Raw genomic sequence first — 24,655 nt, 5'->3', positions numbered from 1 at the left:
TACAGGGTTCACACGATCACTTTGTATTTTCGGAAACACCTGGTTTTTAACTATGTAAAAAGCAACTGCCTGTATAAATGGGCAGTTGCTTAATTTTTTCTGTTAACGCTCTTCAAGGCGGGCAATCCGCTCGTCGAGATCAGGGTGGGAGGCGAACAGTTTGGCTACTCCGCCTTTTCCGCTGATTTTCATTGTAGCGATTGCTGCGTCGTCAGTGCGGTCATTGTTAACATTCGCACGGTCAACATGTCTTTTAAGAGAACGAAGGGCGTGTGCCATTTTATCACGGCCTGCCAGGTCGGCTCCGCCACGGTCCGCATGGAATTCACGGTAACGGGAGAAAGCCATAACCACGATACTTCCAAGAATTGAGAACAGGATCTGGAAAATGATAATTGCTGCGAACCGTACGACAGTCTGCATTTCAGAACGCACGAGTCTGGATACGAGGATTGCAGCTATTCTGGAGAAGAAAACAACAAAGGTGTTAACTACTCCCTGAAGCAGTGTCATTGTAACCATGTCACCGTTGGCAACGTGAGCAACCTCGTGTGCAATAACACCTTCGACGGCATCATCATCCATGGAATTAAGCAGGCCTGATGATACAGCCACGAGGGAACGCTTTTTCGAAGGTCCTGTTGCAAATGCGTTTACTTCAGGTGACTGGTAAATCCCGACTTCCGGCATGTGAGGAAGCCCTGCAGCACGGGAAAGGCGGTGCACCTTTTCAACTACTGCACGCTCCTGTGAAGTTAAGTTGTCGTTCGGGTCGAGCACTTTTACTTTCATCATCTTCTTTGCCATCCACCTGGACATGGCAAGAGAGATAAAGGAACCAGTAAAACCAACTAAAAGACTGAATACACCAAGAGCAACTAAATCTATTCCCAGACCAGCGCCGCCGGTATCAAATGTGCCTCCAATGTCTGTGAATGAAACGATAAGCCCCCAGACAATAACAATCGTGGTCATAACGAGAATGTTCGTCAAAATAAAAAATAAAACTCTTTTCCCCATCGTAGTCCTCCATATCTATAGTATAGTAATATATTTTATCACGTTTTCGCAGGCTGGTCAGGTTATTGTCCCTGTAAAAGAGACAACTAACCAGATTTTTTCTGCCAATTGTTTTATACGGAAAGCAATGGGTGAAGGTTTCAGATTTATAAAGAAATATTACGCTGTTACCTGAGCAGGTGCACGGTTTCTGGACCAGGAGTTGCGGGGCACTAAAATGCTTTGATGGAAGAGCAGGGAAATTATTTTTATCATACATACATTTTTTCCAGTTAATTTGAAAACCTAACTATGGAAAGTGAGGTGCCAGGAATGCCAAATCCTTTTGAGGCTGTATGGAATATGTTGAAGGTTGGAGTGGATTCTGCAGATGAACCAACCGCTCCGCTGAATATTATAGAGGCAGGTGACTGCTGGAAATACATGACGATGGTAGAGAACTTTCTCCGTTATGAGGAAACGGGGATGAATACATCTACAGATGACGAAATAAGAGAAATGCTGAACGATGTGATTAAAGTGTGTGAATCACAGGCAGAAAGGCTTTCGAAGTTTATGAAACAGGAAGGAATACCTTTACCAGATGTTACTTCCGCGAAGCCGGTCTCCAACCCTAATGAAATTCCTCTTGGAGTTAAACTTACTGATGATGAAATCGCAAACGGAATTGCATTTAAAATGGTATTATGCGCCCAGCATTGCGCAAAAGGCCAGGCAGATGCCATTCGATATGATATCGGTATGCTCTGGCTTCAGTTTTTCTCTGAATGGGTAACTTTTGGAGCTACTTTGAAAGCGTTGATGAGGAAGCGGGGCTGGCTTAAAGTGCCCCCGTACTATTACACTCCAGGCTCCCCGCAGGAAAGCACATAATTCATCATATAGTGCCGGTCTCATTGTGAGGCCGGCTTTTACTATGTTCACAAAATCGTGCGGGGTCTGGCCCCTGAACATTTTGGCCCCTGAACATTTTTTGGAGGGGAAGAAACTATTTTGGCGGGAGTTTCGTCTAAGGAAGAGTGAAGTAATTTATTTCTTGTAAATTTTCAAAAAAATATATGCATTTTTCAAGGAAAAAAATGTATATTAGATATATTAAATAGGAAGGAGCTGGACACGCAGTTTCATTTTCTAATAACTATCGGTAAAAACAGTAGTTCAGAAAAAAGAGAAAGCAGGGGGAGTCATGATCAGAAAATTATCAATAGCAGCTTTAACTCTTTTTCTATTAAGTTTCGCACTGCCGTTCTATGCAGTGTCAGCTGATGAAGAAGAGCGTATTACAGTCTCAACGGAGGTAGGCTTTAATAACTTGATAAAGGCCAACCAGGGTTTCCCAATTGCTGTCACCCTGAAGAACAATGGCGAGGATATTTCAGGGGAACTGGCAATCTCGGTCATGCCAGGGTACAACTGGAATAATGGCATGGTCATCACACAGGCAGACCTGCCGGCAAACAGTGAAAAAACATTCCTGCTGAGCCTTCCTGGGTACAGTAATATGCATTATGGCGGTCCCGGACCAGTACCTGACGATATCCACTTTTATGAAGGCGGCTGGCAAAATGGGAAAAAAGTAAAACTTGGGGGACAGACAAAATTAACCCCGGCCCATATAAACGAGGAGGATATTGTTGTCGGGCTGTTAACAGATAACCCCGATGCGTTTAATTACCTGAAAAACGCCCGGGCTGCCCATGGGAATTCCATGCGTATAGTTCCGGTCGATCCTAAGCAGCTTCCGAACGATTCCGCTGGGTTAACGATGTTTAATACAATCATCATCGATCAGTATTCTGTGGCGGAGGCACTGAGCCCGGAGCAGCAGGATGCGGTGGAAGCCTGGGTGGATTTTGGAGGCACACTCGTTATAGGGGCTGACCCGGGATTACAGCAGAAGCTTGACAGTCTTGCAGTACTCCTGCCTATGGGATTAGAGATGAATACGAAAAAAGAAGATGCTGATTTTTTTAATAAAGGTGACCGTAAATACCCTGCTAAAACAATAGATCTGACAGCCGGAGCTGTTTCAGACGGAGCTAATATCCTGCAGAGGGCTGAATCAGGCACCCCAGTTGCGGCAAGGGCCTTCCATGGAAGCGGGCAGGTAGTGCAGCTGGCGTTCTCCCCAGGGGCTAAATCATTTGCAGAGTGGGATGGGGCTGAATCTTACTGGACGGAAACATTCCAGTCAGTGATAACCCCAAACTATATGGACTATGAGTCTGTGTATGACAGATTAAACTGGGGTCTGGCAGAAACGACAAGTTTATTCCCGTCATCCTTTCTGCCGTTTTCAGTGCTCGTTACGATTTTCATAGTTTACGTACTTATAATTTTCCCGGTCATTTACTTCCTGTTGAAAAAAATAGATAAGCGGGAGCACTCGTGGTGGATCCTTCCTGCTATATCTCTCTTAATATCCGCCGGAATATTCGGGTTTGGCGGCAAGGACAGAATCGCCCAGCCGCAGATTAATGAATCTCTCGTGGTAACTGTCGATGAACAAGGCGAAGGCCGGGGTTACGGAAGTGTTTCTGTCTTAAGCAATAATAGCGGGGACTACGAACTTAATGTGGCAACAGCAGGATTTGCAGCATTTCCAATCCGAAGTAATTATTCAATGGGCAGTACACCTGATGAGCCGGACGGAGGGATCAGGCAGCAAGGGGATCAGCTGGATATCCTATTTAAGGACGTTGAATACTGGTCTATACGAAATGCTTCCGGACCGATTTCAAAGATTGATATAGGTGAGCTTGAAACGGATCTGGAAATTAGCGGCGAACAGGAAATTTCAGGCACGGTTACGAATCCAACAGAATTACGGATCGATGACCTTGTTTTCCTGTCAGGAAGGCAGAAAGAATCATTAGGCTCGTTAGGACCTGGTGAAACAATCGAAGTAAATATAGAGCTGACAGGATCGCTGCTGCAGGCCCCCGTGGCTGACTACTATTATAATTATTCGAATGATATGGAGCTGGCGGAGCGGAAAAAAGAAGATTTAATGCGCACGATGCATGAATTTGACATGTTTGAAAAAGGAAAGCCTGTTTTGGCCGCTTTTACAGGTGATCAGTTACTGAACAGCAGCATTTCAGGCAGGGAGGCTCTGACAGAACGAACGGGCCTCATTGTTCATCCGCTTGATTTTAAAGGCCACTTATCAGGTCCATTTGAGCTTAAGGGGGAAGATTTTTTACCATACTTTTATTCTGTAGACGGGCATATTGGATCTTACGATTTTGAATTGCATCCTGGAGAACGGACGGTTTACGCCCCGGCAGGGAAGTATGAGTTCAGTTATACAGTGCCTGTTGAACTTCTGGAAAATAAGGCCGCGTTCTCGGAACTTGGAATTAAAATCCGCCACAGCGGAGGTTTTACGTATGAGGTATTTAACGTTGAAACAGAAACCTTCGATTCCCTTGATGAGAACAATACGTTTAAGAGCCCTGAGAAATATATTGAGGAATATGGCCAGATTCGTATCCAAATTTCAAAAGGCGAGATGCCTGATGAAGTTTTCGTTCCTGAGTTGTCCCTGAAAGGAGAAATGAAACGTGATTGAGACAGTTAATTTAACAAAAAAATACGGTGCATTTACTGCCCTGGATGACTTGAACCTCACTGTCTCTGAAGGGACGGTCTTCGGTTTTGTAGGACAGAACGGTGCAGGGAAATCCACGACATTTCAGATATTAGCCACCTTGATGGCTCCAACTTACGGAACGGCTTATATTAATGGACTTGAAGTGACGAAGGATCCGGAAAAAGTAAGGCGGGTTATCGGCTATATGCCTGATTTCTTCGGAGTATACGATCAGTTTAAAGCGAGCGAGTACCTTGATTTTTACGGGAGCAGCTACGGCCTCTCACAGAGAGAACGTTCCGAGGTAATTCCACAGCTTCTGGAGCTGGTCAATCTGTCTCATAAGCATGATTCCTATGTTGATCTTCTTTCGAGAGGAATGAAGCAGCGGCTTTGTCTGGCCAGGTCACTTATCCACGATCCAAAGGTGCTTATACTTGATGAACCTGCCTCAGGGCTTGATCCGCGGGCGAGGATAGAGATGAGAGAAATCCTTAAAGAGTTAAAGACGATGGGAAAAACAATTATTATTTCTTCCCATATTCTCCCGGAGCTCGCAGAAATGTGCGATGAGATTGGCGTTATCGACCATGGGAAGCTCATTGCTACTGGATCTGTTTCCGACATTCAGGAACAACTGCAGCAACAGAAAGAAATTGTTGTCACGGTTTCAAGGGAGCTGGAGAAATCAGTGAGGTTTTTTGAAGACGATCCGGACGTAATTAACGTGCAGAAGGGACCGAATGGGACAATTCAGTTCGGCTATAAAGGGTCAGATGAAAAACAGCAGGTTCTTCTGAAAAAAGCTGTTCTGGATGATATCCCTCTGCTGAGTTTCCGCCCAATAGAGAAAAACCTGGAAGATGTTTTTATGGAAATTACGAAAGAGGTGGAAAAAGCATGAAGTCTGCACTCTTAAATCCTGTGCTTAATAAAGAGATTCGTCTGCGGTTCCGTTCGGCGAAAAGCTTTCTTGGAATCGCCGCTTACCTTGGGATTCTCGGGTTAATCTCACTCGGTTTCATCGGTATGACACTAAGCTTTGATTATGCTGGGGTATTCCGCCCGGAAGAGAGCCGGAGTATGTTTTTGATGATCAGTATGCTTCAGCTTGCTCTCGTTATATTTATCACACCCGGCCTGACTGCAGGAGTAATCAGCAGTGAGAGGGAGAGGCAGACACTGCCGATTCTCCTTACAACTGCCCAGTCTTCCAGTTCGATTATATTGAGCAAGCTTGCATCGTCTCTTTCTTATTTATTACTCATTGTTTTTGCATCGGCTCCTTTATATATGATCGTTTTCCTTTTTGGAGGAATATCGCCTGTGAGCATTTTGGCAAGTTTTGCCCTTTATGTATTTACAATGCTTGTTGTCGGCAGTATCGGTGTGCTTATGTCAACACTTATCCGCCGGACGATACTCGCGATGGTGACAACATACAGCGTGGCGTTTTTCCTTACTGGCGGAATTGCTGTCATTGCAATGATGCTCACTAATTTCAACTATGCTTATTATTCTCAGGGGACGGATTATATTTGGCCGTATGTTTTCGCTTCTGTGAATATACCGGTGATGTTCTTTTCTGTTTTCGAAGGGTCAGTGATGCAGGAACTGCAGACAATGGCGGGAACAAGCTTTTCCCCATGGATTACTTTCTTTATCTTCTACGGAGTAATTATCGCCGGATGCCTTTTGATCGCTGTCCGCAAGCTCCGGCCAAGGATGAAGACGAAAGGAAAGCCCGCGGAAAAGATGGGGTGAAGCTTTACGGCAAATATCTTGCGGGCTGCTGCGATAAAAATCTGTGAAAGCAAGGGAAGGAGGGGATCAGGTGAAAGGAAGAAATCAGTTTCTGATGCTGATCAGAGAAGTGAAACGAAAGCTGGTGAAGCAGCATTTTTTCAGTGCAGTTCAGTACGTGTTTTTCTTTACAGCTGCTGTAATCTTTCTTGTTAGTCTTGCGGCACGCTGGTTTATAATGATGAATTTTATCTGGTGGGTCCTGGTCCCCGCTGTACTCACAGCAGCAGCTGTATTGTATTACTGGGTAAAAAACAGGCCGGGGGACAAGAAGGCTGTTCATTTATACGATCAGGCAGTGAGAGAAAACCGTGTGGCGACAGCATATGATTTTCTTGAGGATACAAATGGCCTTGCCTTGCTGCAGCGTCAGGAAGCAGTAACAAAAATGAAGAAGAAAAAACAGGAAGTGCTCGACAGCAGGAAGCTGAGGTTTCACTGGAAAGAGTGCGGGGCTGCACTGCTCCTCGTTTGCGGAACTACAGCTTCTGTTTTATTTCCAGGAGGGCAAATGCTTGTTGCAGGAGATTTGCAGGCAAATAAGCAGATGCTCAAAAAGGTTGGAGAAAATTTGGAGAAGCTGGAAGAGCAGGAAGATGATCAGCTTGAAAAAATCGTTAACGACTTAAAGGAGCAGCTGGAAGAAATGGAAACGGCGGAGGCAGCCTTAGAGGAATTGCTTCTGGCGGAAGCGCTTCTGGAAGAAATGAAACTGGAACTGGAAATGTCAGAAGAACAACTGCAGCATCATACGGAGGAGCTGGAGAAGTCTGGGTTTAATGAACTGGCCGAGGCATTGAAGACCCTTCATGAGTCGGCATTAAATGAAGCTGCTGCAGATATAAGAAATGAAATTGGAGAACTCACACAGGAAGAAAGGCAGGCACTGGCAGACTTATTTGAACAGCTCAGCGGCGAATCAGCAGGTTCTCCGGCAGAACTTACCGATGAGGAGCTTTTCGAGATGCTGGAGAAGCTGGAAGAACAATTATTGGAGCAACTGTTTGCAGGCCGCACACTTTCAGATCTGGAGAGCCTTCAGGAACAGCTGCAGCAGGCAGCGACCTCGCTGAATGCAAGTATGGCAAATGCAGGTCTGTCTGAAAATCGGCCCCTCACTTTCGCCAGTGCCTCTTCAGGGAGCCCTTCGGCGGGAGTGAACCCGTCTGCTGGCCAGGGAAGCAGTAATGGTGAGTCAGGTACTGAAGGAAGCGGCTCCGGCGGGAACAACGGTTCAGCAGGAGAGGGCAGCGGTTCCGGAAACGGGCAGGGACAAGGCCAGAGCGGCGGCTCTGGCTCAGGGGGCATCGGCTCCGGAGCTGGAGGCCGGGGTGCAGGTTCTGGCCAGGGGCCAAGGGAATTGGTCACTGTACCAGAAAGAATATCCGGACAGGAAAATGTGGAAGGAGACCAGGGGGAGACAGGATCCGGGAGCGGAGAGCGATATGAGTCGGAAACTGCTCCGGTACTGAAAGGCACAGTGAGGCCTTATCGGGAAGTGATCGGAGAATATGAAGCCAATTACCGGGAAAGTGTGGACCGTATGCAGCTGCCGGGCTATTTAGAAGGGGTCGTCCGGGATTATTTTAGCGAATTGAATGTGGAAGAGGAGTGAAAAAAGTGGAGGAAACAGAATATGAACAGGCTCGTGAACGGCTTCAGGCAGTGAAATCAGCAGTACAGTCTTTCATCGTCAGCCAGGAGGAAGCATTAAACGAGACTTTATGGGCGATGTTTGCCGGCGGACACGCTCTTCTGGAAGGATTGCCGGGAGTGGGAAAAACAATGATGATAAGAACGATCTCCGAAGCACTGGAACTTCGTTTCTCAAGAATACAGTTTACTCCTGACCTCATGCCGGCGGATATTACCGGTACGATGATGATTGAACCGGATGAGCATGGAAAACAGCAGTTTATTTTTCACAAGGGCCCTGTTTTTGCAAATATCGTTCTCGCAGACGAGATTAACCGGGCAACGCCAAAAACACAGAGTGCTTTGCTGGAGGCAATGGGGGAAAAAACAGTGACAGTGATCGGGGAAACGAAGGAGCTTCCAGGACCGTTTTTCGTGCTGGCTACACAGAACCCCATCGATCTCGAAGGGACGTATCCCCTTCCTGAAGCACAGATGGACCGTTTTCTCTGTAAAATAAACATCTCCTATCCTGGCAGGGATGAGCTGAAGATGATTGTTGAGCGTACAGTGACAAAGGAGCAGGAAAAAGTCCGCCCTGTTATTACAGGAGAAGATATGCTGCATATACAGCGGCTTGCCAGCGGCATACTTGTGGCAGATGAGATGCTGGACTTTGCCGTAAATCTGATTATGGCGACACATAGCGATAATGAACTGGCTCCGGAATCAGTCCGCCAGTATGTCAGGTTCGGTTCCGGACCAAGGGGGCTGCAAAGTTTGGTAAAAGTTGCCAAGGTTAGAGCCTTAATGGAGGGGCGCTATCATGTATCTATCGGTGATATGAAACATGCGGCACTTCCGGTGCTCAGGCACAGAATCTTCCTGAACTTTGAAGGGGAAGCAGCGGGGATTTCCACCGATGAACTGATTAAGGATGCAGTAGAGGCTGTGTCTGTGGCGGAGGCAGTTTAACGATGCTGCTGTCTTCCGGTTTACGGACAAGGCTCAGTCAGTATCACTGGCAGACTGCGCAGCTCAAGCGGGGGATGCAAAAAGGAAAGAGACGTTCAGCAGCTTTTGGAAGCTCCCTGGACTTCTCCGACTTCAGGGCTTACCAGCCAGGTGATGATGTGCGGCAAATTGACTGGAATGTGTACGCGAGAACCAACCGCCATTATATTAAACGTTATTTAGATGAGCAGGAATTGTCTCTGGCAGTCTATCTGGACTGTTCCCTTTCTATGGGCCTGGAAAAAGAGAAGTGGCAGATGGCTAAATCATTAGCTGCAGCTATTGGCTATACAGGATTAGTAAACGACGACAGAGTTTCGGTGATTCCTGTTTCAGAGAAGGGGCTTGCTTTTTCACGGAAAAAAGGGGTTGTCTTCGCAAATCAGATGCTCCGGCAAATGGAAAGCTTTGAGGCGGGAGAGAGTGGCAGTTTCACAGAGAAACTCCCCCGGTACCGGCAGCAGAAGACTGCTTTGAGCTTCATTATCAGCGATTTTCTTGAACCAGTGGAGCAGGTGGCGGACCGGCTGAAGCTTCTTCAGACGAACCAGCAGCTCAGAGTCATTCACTTGCTCAGCGAAAAAGAAATGAATCCGGAACTGTCTGGAGATGTAAAGCTTATTAATGTGGAGCAGGAGACAGATACAGTGCAGGTAAGTGTTACAAGAGGAGTAATTTCCTCCTACAAGGAGCGGTTAAGGGAGCATTGCCGCCTGATAGAAAAGACATGCATGGACCGGGGAATCGGGTATGAGCAGGTAAGCACTGGCCAGTCCATAGATGAAATTCTTTTCAGCAGAATGAGGAAAAAAGGCTGGCTGGCATAAAGCTGCAGCGGCCGGAGGGGAGAAGGTGACAGCAATGGGTTTACTAGCGCCTGCATTTTTCGGGCTTTCTTTATTTATTGGCGGATTGGTAATCTTCTATATGTTCCGGAAACAGTACGACGAGGAGATCGTTTCCTCGAATATATTATGGGATCAAGTGATGAATGAAAGACAGGCGTCTAAATGGTGGAAAAAGCTTCAGCGCCAGCTGCTTTTATTGCTGCAGATTCTTATTCTTCTCCTGCTCATGTTCGCTCTTGCCCGGCCGTTTTTATATGCAGAAGGAGTAGAAGGAGATCATGTTATTTTTATCGTGGACAGTTCGGCAACGATGGCAGCCTTTACAGACGAAGAAACAACGAGGTTCGGCCAGGCGAAAGCAGATATGCTGGAGCTGGCAGACAAGCTAAGCCGGGAACAGGCAGTCAGTGTGATTTCTGCTGGTGCATCTCCTGAACTGGCTGTTGCACGGGAGTTTGATAAAGATCTGGTAAAAAATCAAATTGAAGCTCTGGATTTAACGTACGAGCACAGCAATTTCAGCCAGGCATTGTCATTAGCGAGAGCGCTCAGCCAGCAGCAGTCGGCCAGTATCCATATATTCAGCGACCAGGTTACGGAAGATATGATAGAGGAAGCTTCGCCAGGACAGCCTGTGCATGTAGTAAATTACGACACGATGACAGAAGGGAATATTGCAGTTACGACGTTTGGGGTCAGTACTGGCAGGCATACGGCAGAGGCGGTGATTACTTTAAAAAATGAAGGCGGTGAAGCGGAGGCAGCTGAGTTAACGGTTTTTGCCGACGGAGTGCCGAGCTACTCAGAGACTGTGGCACTGCCTGCAGGAGAGGAGACTGTCATTTCTGTGGAAGAGATCCCCAATGGAATATACTATAAAGCGGAAATAAAAACGGAGGACAGTTACGCTCTTGATAACACAGCCTTCGCTTTTGCGTCTTCTGAGCAGGCATCTGTACTGTATTTAATCGGGGATATTAACCCTTTTTTACATAAAGTACTGCTTCAGCTTGGGCATGAAATTGTCCAGGCGGAGGAGCTGTCTGATGTTCATGATCCGGCGTCCGGCAGTATTTTGGTAACTTCAGACCCAAAGGTGACAGAAGGTGAGCGTCCGTTCCTCCTTCTTGCTGATCCGGAAGAGGAATTCGCTTCTCTCGAAGGAGATATTGTAACAAGACGCGGGGAAGAGCTGTTTGAATATGCGGACTTGAGGGAGCTTTATATAAGCCAGGCATATAAAACCGATGGAACAACTCCAATGGCTTCTGCGTCAGGAGAGACGATCATGGAAAGTGGCGGGATCCCTTTAATGGAGAAGGGCCTGGTCAGAGGACAGCCCTATGTGCAGATGTTCTTCCAAATCCAGGATTCCGACTGGCCGCTGCAGCCCAGTTTTCCAGTGTTTGTCTATAATGCACTGGAGTTTCTTCAAGGGGAAACAGGTCATCTTGGATATTTTTCCCCTGGTGAATCCCGGCCGTTACAGCTGGAGACAGGAGGCACACACCGGATCATAGATGAGGAAGGCGTGGAAATTGGGATGTTTGACCGTGATGAAGAGACTTTTCAGGCTCCTCGTGAACCAGGTTTGTATTATTTAGCTGATAGCGAGGAGCAGTACACCTATTTTGCAGTGAACCTGGATGACAGGGAGAAGGAGGCAGTTGCGGCAGCTTCGTTTTCCATAGAAGGAAGCGGGAACGGACTGCCGGCAGAATCTGCAAGAACGGAATGGTGGACCTGGCTGCTCCTTGCAGGATTTTTCGTTTTGGTAATCGAGTGGGAGGTGTTCCGGCGTGGGATTCGAACTTGAACAGCCTCTCGCTTTATTGTTATTTATACCGGTATTGATTGCTGTAATAGTGTTTGTACGGTCAAAGCTTCATCTTTCTTCAAGGGAAAAACTTGTTATTGTTCCACTGAGAATACTTATTTTTACCTTGCTGGCTGTTGCATTGGCAATGCCAAACCTTGTATTTACGGCAAAAGAAGTTCACACCGTTTTTATTATGGATCGTTCTGACTCAAACACCAGGGCGAACAATGAAATGACTTCTTTTATAAGGGAGGCTGTTTCAGCGAAAGGGGAAGAGGATGCCTTTGCAATTGTTTCTGTTGGCAGGGATGCTGTCATTGAACGGATGATCAGTTCAGAGAACAGCTTCAGCAGTGACTGGAGCAGGATCAGCGGAGATTATACAAACCTGGAATCGGCACTGCAGCTCAGTACGAGCCTTTTAGCTGAAAAAGGCGGCGGCAGAATTGTCATTATGAGTGATGGGAATGAAACGGCAGGAGATGCATTGCATCAGGCGAGTATTGTAAGGGAACAAGGGATCACTGTGGACACAGTACCGTTCTTTTCTCAGGGAATGAAGGATGTATCCATGAAGGATCTGCAGGTGCCCCGGCAGATGTTTAAAGGGGAGAAGGCCAGAATTTCCGTTACGGTGGAAAGTACGGAAGAAGCAGCTGCTTTGCTCCAGGTGATGATTAATCAAGAAGCGGTCCTGGAGGAGGTAGTGGAGCTGAAGGAGGGGACGAATTCTTTCAGCTTTACCCATCCTGTTACAGAAAGCGGGACACATCACATTCGCGCAGAGGTTTTTACCGACGAAGACAGTATTCCGGAAAATAATCAGCTTTCTGCAATGACCATCGTGGGAGGTTCAGCAAAAGTGCTGCTTGTGGAAGGAGACAGATATCAGGCGGGAAATGCGCTTTATGATGCACTTGTTTCCAGTGAGCTTGATGTGGAAAGGGTGTCGGCTGATTTTCTCCCTGGTGAACTTAACAATTATTTGCAGTATGAATCTATCATTTTCAGCAATGTACCAGCAATGAGTATATCCCCTCAACAAATGGAGATTATTGAAAAAGCTGTCCGTGATTTTGGAGTAGGTTTTATTATGACAGGGGGAATGAACAGTTTTGCACTTGGCGGCTACAAGGACACCCCGATCGAAACAATTCTCCCTGTTGAAATGGAGATCAAGAGTGAAGAAGAGCTTCCGTCCCTTGGAATGGTATTTGTTATTGACAGGTCAGGAAGTATGATGGGCCAACGGCTGGAGCTTGCGAAGGAAGCTGCAGCAAGATCTGTTGAACTTCTTCGGGAAGGGGACACAGTCGGGGTTGTCGCCTTTGATGATCAGATCTGGCCGGTTGTGGAGACAGCTCCAATGGAGGATATCGGAGAGGTAACGGAAAAAATCCTCGGGATTACGGCAGGAGGAGGAACAGATATTTACCCGGGTCTTGCAGAAGGGTACCGGCAGCTTGAGACCCATGAACTTCAGCGGCGGCACATTATTCTCCTTACAGACGGGGAGTCGCCGGAAACCGGAGACTACAAAGCTTTAATCGAGGGGGGATTAGAGGATAATATTACTCTTTCTGCCGTTGCAGTTGGGGCGGATGCAGACCACTATCTTCTTGAAGAGCTTGCTGAGTATGGTGCAGGGCGGTTTTACGCTGTTTTCGATGAATCAACTATGCCGAGTATTCTCTCAAGAGAGACGATGCTTGCGACGAGGACATATATCGAGGACAATCCTTTTTACCCAAAGATTAGTTCAGGCACCTCAGACTGGACACCTGCTTTTATGAACGGGGTGCCCCGGATGAATGCTTATATCGCAACAACGCCAAAGGGTCGGGCGACAAATGTGTTAACGAGCGAAAAAGAAGATCCCGTTCTTTCCAGGTGGCAGTACGGGCTTGGAAAAACGGTCGCCTGGACATCCGATGTGGATGGGGCGTGGTCTGGTGACTGGGCAGCCTGGGAAAATTGGGCTCCCCTCTGGAATGATATCGTCACCTGGACATTCTCAGCTGGAACACAGGATCCATTCGAGCTGGCTCAGCGCCGTGACGGGATGACTAGTGTCCTCACATTTACCGCTGAAGAAACTACCTCGAAACCGCTGGATGCCGCAGTGGTTGATGAGCGGGGCAGCGAACTGGAAGCCAGTGTGCGTATGACTAAACCAGGGGAATACGAAGTGAGTTTTGAAGGTAATGAGGGAATGCATTTCGTGCAGCTTACAGAGCGGAATGAAGAACAGACTCCTCTGTTTCAGACTGGGGTAACTGTTTCCTATCCCGAGGAGTACGAACTAAAGCCATTGAACGATCGGTTTTTGGAGGAACTGGCAGACCGGGGAGATGGGGCGGTAATCGGTGAAGCTTCGGAAGCTTTCCGTCCGCTTGCTGAGCCGCCGTCTGCAAAACAAAGTATCGCTCACTGGCTTATTTTAGCCGCCTTCCTGTTGTTTTTCACAGAGGTGGGTCTCAGAAGATTTGGTGTTCCAAGGTTTTCTTTCGCCAGATTGCGAGGGAACTCAGGGGCCTGGGCAGAAGAAGGAACAACTGGGAGGGCAGGGACAATTGGAGAGCTTAAGAGCCGGAAAGCTGCTTCGTTTAGTAGGAAGGCAGGGAAGGGAACAGAGAGCCGGATGAGGAGTGAAGCTGAGAAAGTAATTTCAACGGAAAATCCTGGGACAGGCGGGAAAAAGGGGCTTGGGAAGAAGGCCGGAGCCGCAGGTTTACAGTATTCCTCTGAAAAGACAAAGGGTAAAGACACTGCCAGTACGGAAGAAAGTTCTCAGGATCGAATGAAACGGCTACTAGAAGCGAAAAAACGAAGGGGATTGTAATTTAAGGGAACTTACCAAAACAGCAGGTATCGGGTAATTTCTTACTAGCAGGGACAAAAAAGACGTATGAATTTGCATACGTCTTTTTTTATTAAGCTTTCAGGATTTAAAGAGTATGTGGGCTCAGGTTAAGCAACAGATTTCATTTCCTGAATGAGTGTGATTCATCCCTAGAGCGCACAGAATTCTTTCCTGGGTTCATATAGACGGAAGAATTCCGGTTAATTCGTAATTATTATAAAAAAACGCTTAAATAGGCGGAGAAATTCCGCCAATTGACTCAAAAAATCCGAAAATAGGAGATTTTGTTTTGCCTAACCGGATATCCTCCGCTTATATCACCCCGAAACGAGCTACAAACTCCATATAAACGGAAAACCTCCGTTTATCCTGGTAACCGTCCGTAAAATTCCTGAGTGGAAGCGAAGATGTTTAGGCGGGGGATAACGGACGCTAACATCCCGAATGGTTCAACTAACAATCAGAGGGGACGCCACTGATTGAAGGTTCACTGTATTTTGCTTCTGTTAATATATCGTTTGATGCCTGCCAGAATTCCAACCCACATGAATCTGCAACCAAAGGGCATTCTATAAACATTATATGAAGAAGCGAGTGATTTCGGATGGATACAGTTATTTATTTTTCCCTGTCGGTTATGTATGCTCTGTTATTAGCAGCTGGAATATACTTTGCAATTAAGGACCGCTGGCATATATTTTCTGCCTTTCTGTTAATTGTTATCGCAGCTTTACTTTATGATAACGGCATACTTACCACCGGGCGTTATATTGGAGAAGGAACGCTATTAGAATCGTTAAATTTCCTGAGATACTGGATGCACGTTTTTTTTACCCCGTTACTCATCCTTTTTGCCTGGCAAACTTTAAGGGCAGCAGGGGTGACATGGGCGTTGAATAGATTGGGAACATACGGGGTGGTCTTTTTAACAGGAGTCATTATTATTATCGAAGCCCTCCCTCTTTTCGGACTGTCCCTTGAACCAGTATGGCAGCAAGGTGTTTTAAGCTATAAACGGGTGAGTTCCTCCGGTGGCCCTCTCATGATGATGGCAGTCTCACTCTCCATACTAATTGCCTCCATTATCCTCTGGAGAAGGCAAAGGTGGATATGGCTCATTGCAGGATTAATTGGCATGGGAGTTGTTGGCGTTCTTTCTATTCCCTTTGAGAGTAAGGCCGCAGGAAATATAACCGAGTTAGTTCTGATTCTGTCTCTGTTTGCCACGCAATTGTTTCAGAGCAGGCGTGCGGGCAGTGCTGGAACTAATCCCAGAAATTAAATACAATATCCCCGACAATGGAAGTAACAGACCGGTAGTATTCCAGCATGTTTAATTCTGCATCATTTAATTCATTGTTATTTAACAGAATAATTTTTCCTTTGCCCTCTCTGGTGCGGATGGGTTCATGGAGCTCAGCAGATGATAACACCTGAAAATATGGCTTGAACTTTCTGCTAAGCCAGTCGTTATCAATGAACACCAGTTTTGTGAGATCAACAAACTCAGCAAAGGCGACAAATGGGTAAGTGCTGTTGAGCAGGTTATATACAGACTTACCGGAGAGTTCAACTTCAGCTTTATAATAATTTCTGGCAACCTCCGTCTCATGAAAAGACAAGACTCTCCCTTGGGCTTCAGCGGCGGCAAGATAACATATCTTCTGAAATAACAAACCGTCGGACCTCGAATCAGGGCCATTGGAGCCAGATACACCATTCAATAAAACCATAGCAAACTCCCCTGTCTGTTCAGATGATTATATATTCCTGCTAAAGTTCCGTAATCCTTTTTTTCGGGACAATTTGATCATGTATTTTAAGCACTCTGTTGTTTTTAAACAGTGCGGTGTTAAATATCCTTCTGAAAAACAGTAATACATCTTCTTTTTTCAAAATAGTATTAAGAAAGGGTGCTGCAAGTGCGGGGGTATGGGATGATGGAAATAAATATGGGATGGTGATCTGAAATGGGAAGGATAGCTGTCAGGTTACTGGTGTGGGCTTTAATCATTCTTGTTGCAGCTGTCCTGGTTTATTGCGGCTATCAGATTATAAATTATCTTGTTCCATACTTTACAAATTAGATGCAGCACAAAACAGCGGAGGCTCAGAGGAGTCCCCGCTGTTTTTTCTGTATCACTGATTTTCTATTCTTCACCTTCAGGCAAATCAGCAAGCTCTTCTTCAAAGTAAAAGGTATTTGGATACTGGTTCACCGTGTAGGAATACCTTTTCATATTTTTTACGTATTGGGCTTTCATGATAGTCACAGTTTCCCCGGTAGCTCTGATTTGTACTTGGTCCCCTGTTGTATACAGATTTTTTTTCATTTTTTCACCCCTTCTGCAAACTGTACATATTCACATACTTACTATGCTATTCATCCTTGTACCCTCCATATACAGATTTAAAAAGGGTGTGTTGTTAAAAATAGTCTGCACTTCTATTGTACCTTAAAACTCAGGAAGTTCATCCAGATTATTTTCGCGGATGCCGTCTGGCTCACTGCGGATAATATCTCTGCCATACTTATGGAAAACATCTATATGAGCTAGCTTCCCAGCCTTCGCTTCATTTAGAGCCGTCACATAATCAAGCTCCCTCCCTGTATTTGTTTTAAATGCGATTAAATCTCCATCTTCATTTTTCCTTACAGCTGCAATTGCTTCCTTACCTTTCTCCATATTTTCAAATGCAGAGTTCGTAACGTCGACGCTCTGGGCTTTGTACTCATTGTAGATGCCTTCAAAATCTTTTGCACTCATACACTGCGCCTCCTTTTTTCTTTAGTTTCTGCAGTTTCATCAGTAATATGAATCTCTCTTTGAACAAAAAAAGATATAAACGGCGTTTCGGCAGTGTTAAGATTATGTTAGAGAGACAGATAAAGGAGGTCCCGGCTTATGCCGCAAAAACGGGAGTTTATTGAGAAGTTCAACAAGGCCTTTACAGTTAATGATGCAGAATTTATAACAGATCATATGATAGAAGACGTAATCTGGACATTGATGGGGAAGGAAACATTTCGCGGAAAAAAAGAAGTAATGGAAGAATTCAGAAAGATGAAAGAAGAAAATATAATTGAATTAAAGATTTCACATATTATCACTCATGAACTTACGGCTTCCTGTAATGGGATTATGAAAATTATATGCCCGGCCGGAAACGTGGAAACAACAGCTTTTTGTGATGTTTACAAGTTTGATAAATTCGAGCCGGGGAAAATTACAGAGATAACGAGCTATTATATCCCTGTAACTCTGGACGCCAGTAAAAAAAACCAGATTTAATGATATTAAGCGGCAAACCGCATGGTTCTCTAACGGGAGTCTGCGGTTTTATTCTTTGCGGCAGCAGCTTAATGACGCAGGCTCTTAGTTGTTTCTCGCTGCTGATAATAAGATAATAAGCAGAAGATGAAGAAAATTAAGGCCTTTTACAGGAAATCTTATCAGATACACTGTAGAAAGCCGCTAAAATTCATAGGAGTTTCTAATGAAAAAAGCAATTATCGTTTTAATGATATTAACTTTTCTTTCAAAAATAGTAGGTTTCTTAAGAGATGTGACCCTCGCATACTTTTACGGTGCTTCAGGAATCAGTGATGCATACTTAATCGCTCTGACGATTCCTGTTGTAATCTTCGGGGTAGTTGCCAGAGGGATTGCCACCGGCTACATACCAATGTACAGCAGAATTGAAGAGAATAATGGCCCTGCGCACGCTCTGAGGTTCACAAATAATTTAATCAATGTTCTGCTCGTTTTCAGTACATTGATAGTCGGTTTAGGAATGATTTTTGCTGAACAGTTAGTGATGCTGTTCGCCAGCGGCTTTGAGGGAGAGATCTTTGACACCGCTGTTTATTTTACAAGGGTCACTCTCGCAGGTATTTATTTCACCATTTTTATCCGGGTGCTGAGTGCTTACTTAAATTATCAAAAGCTTTTTGCTGTGCCGAATCTCCTTGGTATTCCAATGAGCCTGATTGTAATTGCTTCCATCGTTGTGAGCTCAGAAATGGGAGAACCTGCGATACTGCCATACGGTTTTGTCGCAGCGCTGTTTGTCCAGTGGGTAATCCTTATGTTTTTCTCTTACCGGAAGGACTTTAAGTACAAAAAGGTATTTGATGTAAAGGATGAACATCTCCGGAGAATGTTAATCCTGGCGGTTCCGGTTATATTAGGGTCTGCAGTGCATCAGATCAACAAGCTTGTAGACCGGACACTGGCCTCCCAGGTGGCAATCGGGGGTATATCGGCATTAAATTACGCTCATACGCTTACTAACTTTGTTCATGGTGTGTTTGTCATGTCCATCTCAACAGTGATGTTCCCTTCTTTGTCGAGGATGGCTTCTAAGGGAAATACAGCCAGCATGAAATATGCGCTCCATCAGTCGGTAGTTGGAGTTGCACTTTTGACTATACCCGCAACAGCGGGGGCACTGGTTTTTGCCGAGCCGGTAGTACGGCTTCTTTTCGGCAGAGGAGCTTTTGACAGTACTGCTTTAGTGATGACAGCAGGAGCATTTTTCTTTTATTCGATCGGTATGCTGGGAGCTGGGCTCCGGGTCGTGCTGTCACAGGCGTTTTACTCCCTTCAGGACACAAGGACACCGATGATTAATGCTGCCATTGCCATGGGATTGAACATTGTACTGAACTTTCTCCTTGCTCCGGTGATGGGAATCAACGGCCTGGCACTGGCAACGAGTATATCAGGAATCTTCTGCGCGATTCTCCTCTTCTTTAATTTGCGAAAACGAATCGGATCACTGCAGTTCCGGAAAATGGGGCTGGCCTTTGGTAAAATTGTTGCTGCTTCTGCCGTTATGGCGCTGGCAGCTTACTATCTATACAATTATTTACTTGGTGTGCTGGCTTTCGCAGCAGCTCTTCTGCTGACAATTTTCCTGGCAGCTGTTATCTATTTTGTTCTGTTGTATTTTATGAAAGTGGAAGCCCTTGATAATGGAATGGCTGCAATTAAAAGAAGACTGGTAAAGCGAAGTTAATTTAGAATATAGGAGAGCATCCGGGGGCAGGTTCTGGCTTTTGGATGCTCTTTTTTGTGTGGTTGGGGAGGGAGGGTATGGTGTGTCTGAGTTGGAAGAGGATTGAGGTAAGATGAGAGGGTGTTGCGTGCCCGCTTGGAGGAAAATAATAGGGGAGCGGTAACGCAAGAAGGTCTCGCGTGCCCGCTTGGAGGAAAATAATAGGGGAGCGGTAACGCAAGAGTGTCTCGCGTGCCCGCTTGAGGAAAAATAATGGGGGAGCGGTAACGCGAGAGTGTCTCGCATGCCCGCTCGGGAAAAAAAAATAGGGGAGCGGTAACGCAAGAGGTCCTTGCATGCCCGCTCGGGGAAAAAAAATAGGAGAGCGGTAACGCAAGAGTGTCTCGCGTGCCCGCTTGGGGAAAAATCAGTAGAGAGCGGTAACGCAAGAGGGCTTTGCATGCCCGCTCGGGGCAAAAAAAGTAGAGAGCGGTAACGCAAGAGGTTCTTGCATGCCCACTCGGGGAAAAAAATAGGGGAGCGGTAACGCAAGAGTGTCTCGCGTGCCCGCTTGGGGAAAAATAATAGGGAAGCGGTAACACGAGAGTGTCTCGCATGCCCGCTCGGGGAAAAAAATAGGGGAGCGGTAACGCAAGAGTGTCTCGCGTGCCCAGACTGGAGAAATCAGGGATTTTAATCAACGAAACCTGCTGGTCAATCAACGAAAAGTGACACAAAAAAAGGACGGGTGCTGCAGCAGCACCCGTCCCCAATTAATCTCAAGTTTTTTCTTTAATAAAAAACTGATCCCTGAACCGGATCATTCTTGTACCCCACTCAGGTTCAACAGCCGGGTATTCATTTAGCAGCTGATACTGGATGAGCAGGTAAGGGAAGTTTACCCCTGCGCCAACACTCATAATCTGGCTGCCGCAAAATCGTGGGTTAACATCTGTCAGTTTGTAGGATTTTCCTTTTGTGATAAACTGCAGGTTTATAAATCCTGTGCGGATAAGCTCCCGGGCAACAGCAGAAGAGATGTGGATCAGCTCTTCGTTGTAAACTACTTTACCGTCAAGAACGATCCCGCTTGCCACACCGGATCTTTCACGGGGGACAGTTGCTATTACATCCCCTTCATAAACGTAGATATCGACACTGAATTCCTGGCCGTCCAGGTATTCCATGACCATTTCTCCGCCGGAATGCTGTAACTGAAGATAATCTTCCACTGGAACGAGGTGTTTGTTACCCTCTTCCAGGCCTTTCAGATAAGTCTCCCTGTCTGTTAAAAGAGCAAATCCTAAAGCGCCATGGGCGGAAGTTTGTTTTGCTGCAATGTACTTCTCATCGCTGAAATGTTCCTCGATGATTTCCTTCAGTTCTTCACTGCTCTTAAATCCAAAATATTTTGGAACATATTCCTTTAAAGGTGTTTCCTCAAGAAAACGGTACGTCTCGATTTTATTAGTAAGTGCAGGTAAAATCTCGCTTTCCGGAGAAGCCACAACTGCGGAAAGCTGTTTTCGGAACTTATGGTAAATACTAATTTCCTCGTGTAATGATGGAAAAATAACATCGACATTTTCTTTTTCAACAATATTCTTTACAGCATTTTTGTATGCGTCTTCCTCATCCCTGACACTTGGCACCTTATAGAAGGTGTCACAAAGAGGGGTGCCACTGTTTATTTCCCGCCGGTCTACGCCGATGATATGAATATTCTCAATGTCGGCTAAACCGCGCATAATACCCTGGGCAGTAGGTCCGCCAATTCCTGTTACTAAAACATTTATCATCACGCATCGTCCTTCTTTTTTGTTAAAATCCGGTTTGTATGTATCATTTATAGTGTAAAACTAATTGAAAGTAAATTCAAAATTATTAAACAGCATTAAATGAATTTAAGCATTTGGATACTTCTGTTTGTCTGCTCGTCTAGTTCTTATACCTTAGATTGCGCAGAGTTAAACTATTATTTTCCGCAAAAAACAGGTAAAACTCAGCATAAGTTTAGTAGTTTTCTAAATAGTTTTGCAATAGAATAGTAATAGAAGACATAAAAGGAGGAATTTACATTATGCGGGAAGTTGTTATTGCAAGCGCTGTCAGAACTCCGGTTGGCAGCTTTGGAGGAGCTTTAAGTTCTTTGTCGGCGGTGGAGCTTGGTACTGTGGCGGCAAAGGAAGCTATTAAACGTGCCGGGATTGAAGCGGACGCAGTCCAGGAAGTTTTAGTAGGAAATATTCTATCAGCAGGGCTTGGCCAGAACCTGGCAAGGCAGATTGCGATTCATGCGGGTATACCAAATACGACTCCATCTATGACGATCAATAAGCTGTGCGGTTCCGGGCTGAGAACTGTGAGCATGGGAGCTCAGTTTATTATGCTCGGCGATGCAGACGTTGTTTTAGCAGGCGGTTCGGAGAGTATGAGCAATGCTCCGTATGTTATGCCAAAAGCACGCTGGGGCCAGCGGATGGGCGACGGTAAAATTGTTGATACGATGATTAATGATGCGCTGACCGATGCATTTGACGGTACACATATGGGTATCACAGCGGAAAATATTGCTGAACAGTGGAACCTTTCAAGGGAAGAGCAGGATGAATTTGCCGCGAAAAGCCAGCAGAAGGCAGAAAAGGCTCAGCAGGAGGGGCGTTTTGCGGATGAGATTGTTTCTGTGGAAATCCCGCAGCGAAAAGGCGACCCGGTTGTAGTTGACAAAGATGAGTATCCGAAACACGGGACAACTGCGGAGAAGCTTGGAAAACTAAGGCCGGCATTTAAGAAGGACGGTACAGTAACTGCAGGTAACGCGTCCGGTATTAATGATGGTGCAGCTATGGTCGTACTCATGTCCAGGGAAAAAGCGGAAGAACTGGGGGTAAAACCGTTAGCGGTAATTAAATCGTACGGTTCCGCGGCACTTGATCCGAAAATCATGGGTTACGGTCCTGTGCCGGCAACGAAGAAAGCACTTGAGAATGCTGGTTTATCAGTGGAAGACATTGATTTAGTGGAAGCGAATGAAGCTTTCGCAGCCCAGTCATTAGCTGTTGTGAAGGACTTAGGATTCGACCCGGAGAAGGTGAACGTAAACGGAGGGGCAATTGCACTCGGCCACCCGGTAGGAGCTTCAGGTACGAGGATTCTCGTAACTCTCCTGCATGAAATGGTTAAGCGCGAGGCAAAAACTGGTCTTGCCACTCTATGTATTGGCGGGGGCCAGGGTACCTCGTTGATTGTAGAACGGGAGTAGATTAATCCTGGGCGGGGTTGCGGAATCCCAGGACAGCCCCGGCAGATAAATAAGGAGGAGTACAGTAGAGGCGGCCTTCCAGGGCCAGCCTGGGGTACTCCTCTTTTTATTTTGTATAAAACGCCCCTTCGCTTTCTTTTTCATCGTATGTCTGGAAATAGAAACCGTTCAGCTTGTTCCATTCTGCAAAATAAAGATTCTCCAGCTTATGGCCTTCTTTTTCGAGTTCCTTAAGCAGCCAGTCTTTTGTTTTTCCTATATGCTTAAGATTACGATAGTTAATATCTTTTTCTTCCACCAGTAAATAAGTAGGGTCATTTTCCGGATAGTCTTCCAGTATGTCTTCTTTAGTGACTGGTTCTTTACTTGCGTACGTCATTACACTCAGCATGCCGCTTGTTTCAAGGACGGCATGTTTTACGTCCTTTACGGAAAATACACCCTGCTCCCGCAGTAAGGTCCTGAGCTGGCCCATTTCCAGTTTGCTTTTTTCCAGAGCTTTTACATTCACTTTTCCGTTCTGCACCAGGATGGAATTAGGACCTTTTATAATAGTCCTGAATTTATCAAATCTCTGGGCGCATGTTTCCACAATCCAGATGAATCCTCCCCATACTAAGAAAGCAAACAGCATATGATGGGTCCGGATGTGAGGCTCATAGATTGCCTGCTGAACAATGCCGCCAAGTACGAGAATGTATACGAAATCAAGCGTCGTTACCTGGGACAGCTGTTTTTTCCCAAGGAAGCGGGTAATTACGACAACTCCCAGCAATCCAATAAACATACCTTTTAGGATAGATAAATATAACATGTTATATCTCCTTTCCTGGCTGCTTGCCTAATATATTCCCCGCTTTAATTTTTAAAAACAAATGTGATGGCGGGCCTTTTTGCAGGAAAGGAGTTGCTTAAAGGGGGACTGTCAGCTGTTACCATCTTCCTGGTCGCCGCTTTGGCCGACAAGTTCTCTCAGACCCGGAGTAACGGAGATCGCCTGAATAATCGTTCCGAATCCTTGCACCCATTTGCCGGAGCTTCTCATTAAATCTCCTTTTTCTTTATCTGAGAGTATTATATTCAGTACTCCGGCCGCTTCAATGATTGCGCCAACTGCCTGAATGAAGTTCCCCGCTGCTTTTGGCGGGTTGTCATCCAGCCGGGCAATTGCAGTTACATAAGAGCCGATCGCCTGCAGGGAGTCACTTATAATTTCCAACTGGTCATTAATGAGTTCATCCACATACATTTCCCTGTGGGCTAAGATCGCATTTCCTGTGGAAGCGATGGCCTGAAGCCGGTTTCCGAGTACAGCAAGTCCATCGGAAGGTGTTGTTTCCGCAATAAGAAAGTTTCCCGCTCCCTGTACAGCGTCCCCTAAAATACGGAGCCTTTTGCCCTGATCGCTGTCCCGTATTTCAATATCCACTCCCAGTGCAGCAAGGTTAGCACCGATTGCCTCGATCCAGTTACCCAGTATATAGAGCCCCTCGTGTGGCATGCCGTCTCGCCATCCTTTGGTAAAAAGTCTGCTGTTAATAAAGTATGAAGGTAAAATTATTTTGCCTGTATTATTAAAAGATGGCCGAGGTTTGTTAATTATGGCGATGGAAAACGGCGGTTCAATTCTCGAAATCAGTGCTTCCATTCTCGAAACCAGGGGGCTAATTCTCGAAATCAGGCATTCAATTCCCGAAGTAATCCCAGATTATCCAACAAAGTCCGGAACCACTCGCCATAGACTGATTTCCATGCAAATAAGACTTGTATCTATGGTATATTTAACATAGGGTAT

The 24,655-nt window shown here is 45.8% G+C and carries 21 protein-coding genes; 14 read left to right on the top strand and 7 right to left on the bottom strand.

Annotated features, from left to right (window positions below; all coding sequences use genetic code 11):
• Positions 1–102: 102 nt before the first annotated feature.
• Positions 103–1,020, bottom strand: a complete 918-nt coding sequence (htpX, locus tag BK582_RS03780; RefSeq protein WP_078593056.1) for a protease HtpX — start codon at positions 1,018–1,020, stop codon at positions 103–105.
• Positions 1,021–1,332: 312 nt separating this feature from the next.
• On the opposite strand from htpX, the gene BK582_RS03775 reads away from it, so the two are divergent.
• The 10 genes from BK582_RS03775 to BK582_RS03730 all read left to right on the top strand — a co-directional run bounded on the left by BK582_RS03775 (position 1,333) and on the right by BK582_RS03730 (position 15,879).
• Positions 1,333–1,893, top strand: coding sequence for a DUF3231 family protein (locus tag BK582_RS03775; protein ID WP_078593055.1), 561 nt, complete (start codon positions 1,333–1,335; stop codon positions 1,891–1,893).
• 313 nt (positions 1,894–2,206) lie between these two features.
• The gene (locus tag BK582_RS03770; RefSeq protein ID WP_078593054.1) at positions 2,207–4,594 is read left to right on the top strand and encodes a hypothetical protein; all 2,388 of its coding nucleotides are present in this window, start codon (positions 2,207–2,209) and stop codon (positions 4,592–4,594) included.
• Positions 4,587–5,519, top strand: coding sequence for an ABC transporter ATP-binding protein (locus tag BK582_RS03765; RefSeq protein WP_078593053.1), 933 nt, complete (start codon positions 4,587–4,589; stop codon positions 5,517–5,519). Before BK582_RS03770 ends, BK582_RS03765 begins: the two co-directional genes overlap by 8 nt.
• Complete coding sequence (locus BK582_RS03760) at positions 5,516–6,379, top strand: ABC transporter permease (RefSeq protein ID WP_078593052.1); 864 nt, start codon at positions 5,516–5,518, stop codon at positions 6,377–6,379. The genes BK582_RS03765 and BK582_RS03760 overlap by 4 nt, the downstream gene beginning before the upstream one ends.
• Before the next feature lie 70 nt (positions 6,380–6,449).
• Positions 6,450–8,033, top strand: coding sequence for a hypothetical protein (locus BK582_RS03755; protein WP_078593051.1), 1,584 nt, complete (start codon positions 6,450–6,452; stop codon positions 8,031–8,033).
• Positions 8,030–9,028 carry an AAA family ATPase gene (locus tag BK582_RS03750; protein WP_139368209.1) on the top strand — a complete coding sequence of 333 codons (999 nt, stop codon included), beginning with the start codon at positions 8,030–8,032 and terminating at the stop codon, positions 9,026–9,028. The genes BK582_RS03755 and BK582_RS03750 overlap by 4 nt, the downstream gene beginning before the upstream one ends.
• Before the next feature lie 2 nt (positions 9,029–9,030).
• The gene (locus tag BK582_RS03745; RefSeq protein ID WP_078593049.1) at positions 9,031–9,894 is read left to right on the top strand and encodes a DUF58 domain-containing protein; all 864 of its coding nucleotides are present in this window, start codon (positions 9,031–9,033) and stop codon (positions 9,892–9,894) included.
• Positions 9,895–9,928: 34 nt separating this feature from the next.
• Positions 9,929–11,731: a vWA domain-containing protein gene (locus BK582_RS03740; protein WP_139368208.1), complete on the top strand. Its 1,803-nt coding sequence runs from the start codon at positions 9,929–9,931 to the stop codon at positions 11,729–11,731.
• Positions 11,715–14,576, top strand: a complete 2,862-nt coding sequence (locus BK582_RS03735) for a VWA domain-containing protein (RefSeq protein WP_078593047.1) — start codon at positions 11,715–11,717, stop codon at positions 14,574–14,576. Before BK582_RS03740 ends, BK582_RS03735 begins: the two co-directional genes overlap by 17 nt.
• Positions 14,577–15,201: 625 nt before the next feature.
• Positions 15,202–15,879 (top strand): hypothetical protein, encoded by a 678-nt coding sequence (locus BK582_RS03730; RefSeq protein WP_078593046.1) that lies wholly within the window; start codon positions 15,202–15,204, stop codon positions 15,877–15,879.
• Here BK582_RS03730 and BK582_RS03725 read toward each other — a convergent pair.
• The 3 genes from BK582_RS03725 to BK582_RS03715 all read right to left on the bottom strand — a co-directional run bounded on the left by BK582_RS03725 (position 15,863) and on the right by BK582_RS03715 (position 17,365).
• Positions 15,863–16,330: a hypothetical protein gene (locus tag BK582_RS03725; RefSeq protein WP_078593045.1), complete on the bottom strand. Its 468-nt coding sequence runs from the start codon at positions 16,328–16,330 to the stop codon at positions 15,863–15,865. The genes BK582_RS03730 and BK582_RS03725 overlap by 17 nt on opposite strands.
• Before the next feature lie 417 nt (positions 16,331–16,747).
• Positions 16,748–16,930: a hypothetical protein gene (locus tag BK582_RS03720; RefSeq protein ID WP_078593044.1), complete on the bottom strand. Its 183-nt coding sequence runs from the start codon at positions 16,928–16,930 to the stop codon at positions 16,748–16,750.
• Between the two features lie 123 nt (positions 16,931–17,053).
• Positions 17,054–17,365, bottom strand: a complete 312-nt coding sequence (locus BK582_RS03715; RefSeq protein WP_078593043.1) for a DUF3892 domain-containing protein — start codon at positions 17,363–17,365, stop codon at positions 17,054–17,056.
• A gap of 138 nt (positions 17,366–17,503) precedes the next feature.
• On the opposite strand from BK582_RS03715, the gene BK582_RS03710 reads away from it, so the two are divergent.
• Both BK582_RS03710 and murJ read left to right on the top strand, forming a co-directional pair.
• Positions 17,504–17,890, top strand: a complete 387-nt coding sequence (locus tag BK582_RS03710) for a nuclear transport factor 2 family protein (protein ID WP_078593042.1) — start codon at positions 17,504–17,506, stop codon at positions 17,888–17,890.
• Positions 17,891–18,095: 205 nt separating this feature from the next.
• Positions 18,096–19,619: a murein biosynthesis integral membrane protein MurJ gene (murJ, locus tag BK582_RS03705; RefSeq protein WP_078593041.1), complete on the top strand. Its 1,524-nt coding sequence runs from the start codon at positions 18,096–18,098 to the stop codon at positions 19,617–19,619.
• 758 nt (positions 19,620–20,377) lie between these two features.
• Here murJ and BK582_RS03700 read toward each other — a convergent pair.
• Positions 20,378–21,397: an ATP-grasp domain-containing protein gene (locus BK582_RS03700; RefSeq protein WP_078593040.1), complete on the bottom strand. Its 1,020-nt coding sequence runs from the start codon at positions 21,395–21,397 to the stop codon at positions 20,378–20,380.
• A 281-nt stretch (positions 21,398–21,678) separates the two neighbouring features.
• On the opposite strand from BK582_RS03700, the gene BK582_RS03695 reads away from it, so the two are divergent.
• Positions 21,679–22,860 carry an acetyl-CoA C-acetyltransferase gene (locus BK582_RS03695; RefSeq protein WP_078593039.1) on the top strand — a complete coding sequence of 394 codons (1,182 nt, stop codon included), beginning with the start codon at positions 21,679–21,681 and terminating at the stop codon, positions 22,858–22,860.
• Between the two features lie 106 nt (positions 22,861–22,966).
• Here the strand turns inward: BK582_RS03695 and BK582_RS03690 are convergent, their stop codons facing one another.
• Positions 22,967–23,674, bottom strand: coding sequence for a DUF421 domain-containing protein (locus BK582_RS03690; protein WP_078593038.1), 708 nt, complete (start codon positions 23,672–23,674; stop codon positions 22,967–22,969).
• A gap of 111 nt (positions 23,675–23,785) precedes the next feature.
• Positions 23,786–24,361: a DUF6944 family repetitive protein gene (locus BK582_RS03685; RefSeq protein ID WP_078593037.1), complete on the bottom strand. Its 576-nt coding sequence runs from the start codon at positions 24,359–24,361 to the stop codon at positions 23,786–23,788.
• Between the two features lie 61 nt (positions 24,362–24,422).
• Here BK582_RS03685 and BK582_RS27605 point away from each other — a divergent pair, with 61 nt between their 5' ends.
• Positions 24,423–24,650 carry a hypothetical protein gene (locus tag BK582_RS27605; RefSeq protein ID WP_139368207.1) on the top strand — a complete coding sequence of 76 codons (228 nt, stop codon included), beginning with the start codon at positions 24,423–24,425 and terminating at the stop codon, positions 24,648–24,650.
• Positions 24,651–24,655 lie beyond the last annotated feature (5 nt).

The sequence above is a fragment of the Evansella clarkii genome (genome assembly GCF_002019695.1).
Lineage (GTDB): Bacteria > Bacillota > Bacilli > Bacillales > Salisediminibacteriaceae > Evansella > Evansella clarkii.
The sequence above is the reverse complement of the archived record's forward strand: the minus strand, read 5'-3'. Positions and strand labels throughout refer to the sequence as shown.

What these genes read in the sequence shown, in the direction of transcription:
- BK582_RS03715 (WP_078593043.1), bottom strand. Translation starts at nt 17,365, where the DNA reads ATGAGTGCAAAAGATTTTGAAGGCATCTACAATGAGTACAAAGCCCAG.
- BK582_RS03710 (WP_078593042.1), top strand. Translation starts at nt 17,504, where the DNA reads ATGCCGCAAAAACGGGAGTTTATTGAGAAGTTCAACAAGGCCTTTACA.
- BK582_RS03720 (WP_078593044.1), bottom strand. Translation starts at nt 16,930, where the DNA reads ATGAAAAAAAATCTGTATACAACAGGGGACCAAGTACAAATCAGAGCT.
- BK582_RS03700 (WP_078593040.1), bottom strand. Translation starts at nt 21,397, where the DNA reads ATGATAAATGTTTTAGTAACAGGAATTGGCGGACCTACTGCCCAGGGT.
- BK582_RS03690 (WP_078593038.1), bottom strand. Translation starts at nt 23,674, where the DNA reads ATGTTATATTTATCTATCCTAAAAGGTATGTTTATTGGATTGCTGGGA.
- BK582_RS03775 (WP_078593055.1), top strand. Translation starts at nt 1,333, where the DNA reads ATGCCAAATCCTTTTGAGGCTGTATGGAATATGTTGAAGGTTGGAGTG.
- BK582_RS03685 (WP_078593037.1), bottom strand. Translation starts at nt 24,361, where the DNA reads ATGCCACACGAGGGGCTCTATATACTGGGTAACTGGATCGAGGCAATC.
- BK582_RS03695 (WP_078593039.1), top strand. Translation starts at nt 21,679, where the DNA reads ATGCGGGAAGTTGTTATTGCAAGCGCTGTCAGAACTCCGGTTGGCAGC.
- BK582_RS03725 (WP_078593045.1), bottom strand. Translation starts at nt 16,330, where the DNA reads ATGGTTTTATTGAATGGTGTATCTGGCTCCAATGGCCCTGATTCGAGG.
- BK582_RS03730 (WP_078593046.1), top strand. Translation starts at nt 15,202, where the DNA reads ATGGATACAGTTATTTATTTTTCCCTGTCGGTTATGTATGCTCTGTTA.
- BK582_RS03770 (WP_078593054.1), top strand. Translation starts at nt 2,207, where the DNA reads ATGATCAGAAAATTATCAATAGCAGCTTTAACTCTTTTTCTATTAAGT.
- BK582_RS03745 (WP_078593049.1), top strand. Translation starts at nt 9,031, where the DNA reads ATGCTGCTGTCTTCCGGTTTACGGACAAGGCTCAGTCAGTATCACTGG.
- BK582_RS03740 (WP_139368208.1), top strand. Translation starts at nt 9,929, where the DNA reads ATGGGTTTACTAGCGCCTGCATTTTTCGGGCTTTCTTTATTTATTGGC.
- BK582_RS03760 (WP_078593052.1), top strand. Translation starts at nt 5,516, where the DNA reads ATGAAGTCTGCACTCTTAAATCCTGTGCTTAATAAAGAGATTCGTCTG.
- murJ (WP_078593041.1), top strand. Translation starts at nt 18,096, where the DNA reads ATGAAAAAAGCAATTATCGTTTTAATGATATTAACTTTTCTTTCAAAA.
- htpX (WP_078593056.1), bottom strand. Translation starts at nt 1,020, where the DNA reads ATGGGGAAAAGAGTTTTATTTTTTATTTTGACGAACATTCTCGTTATG.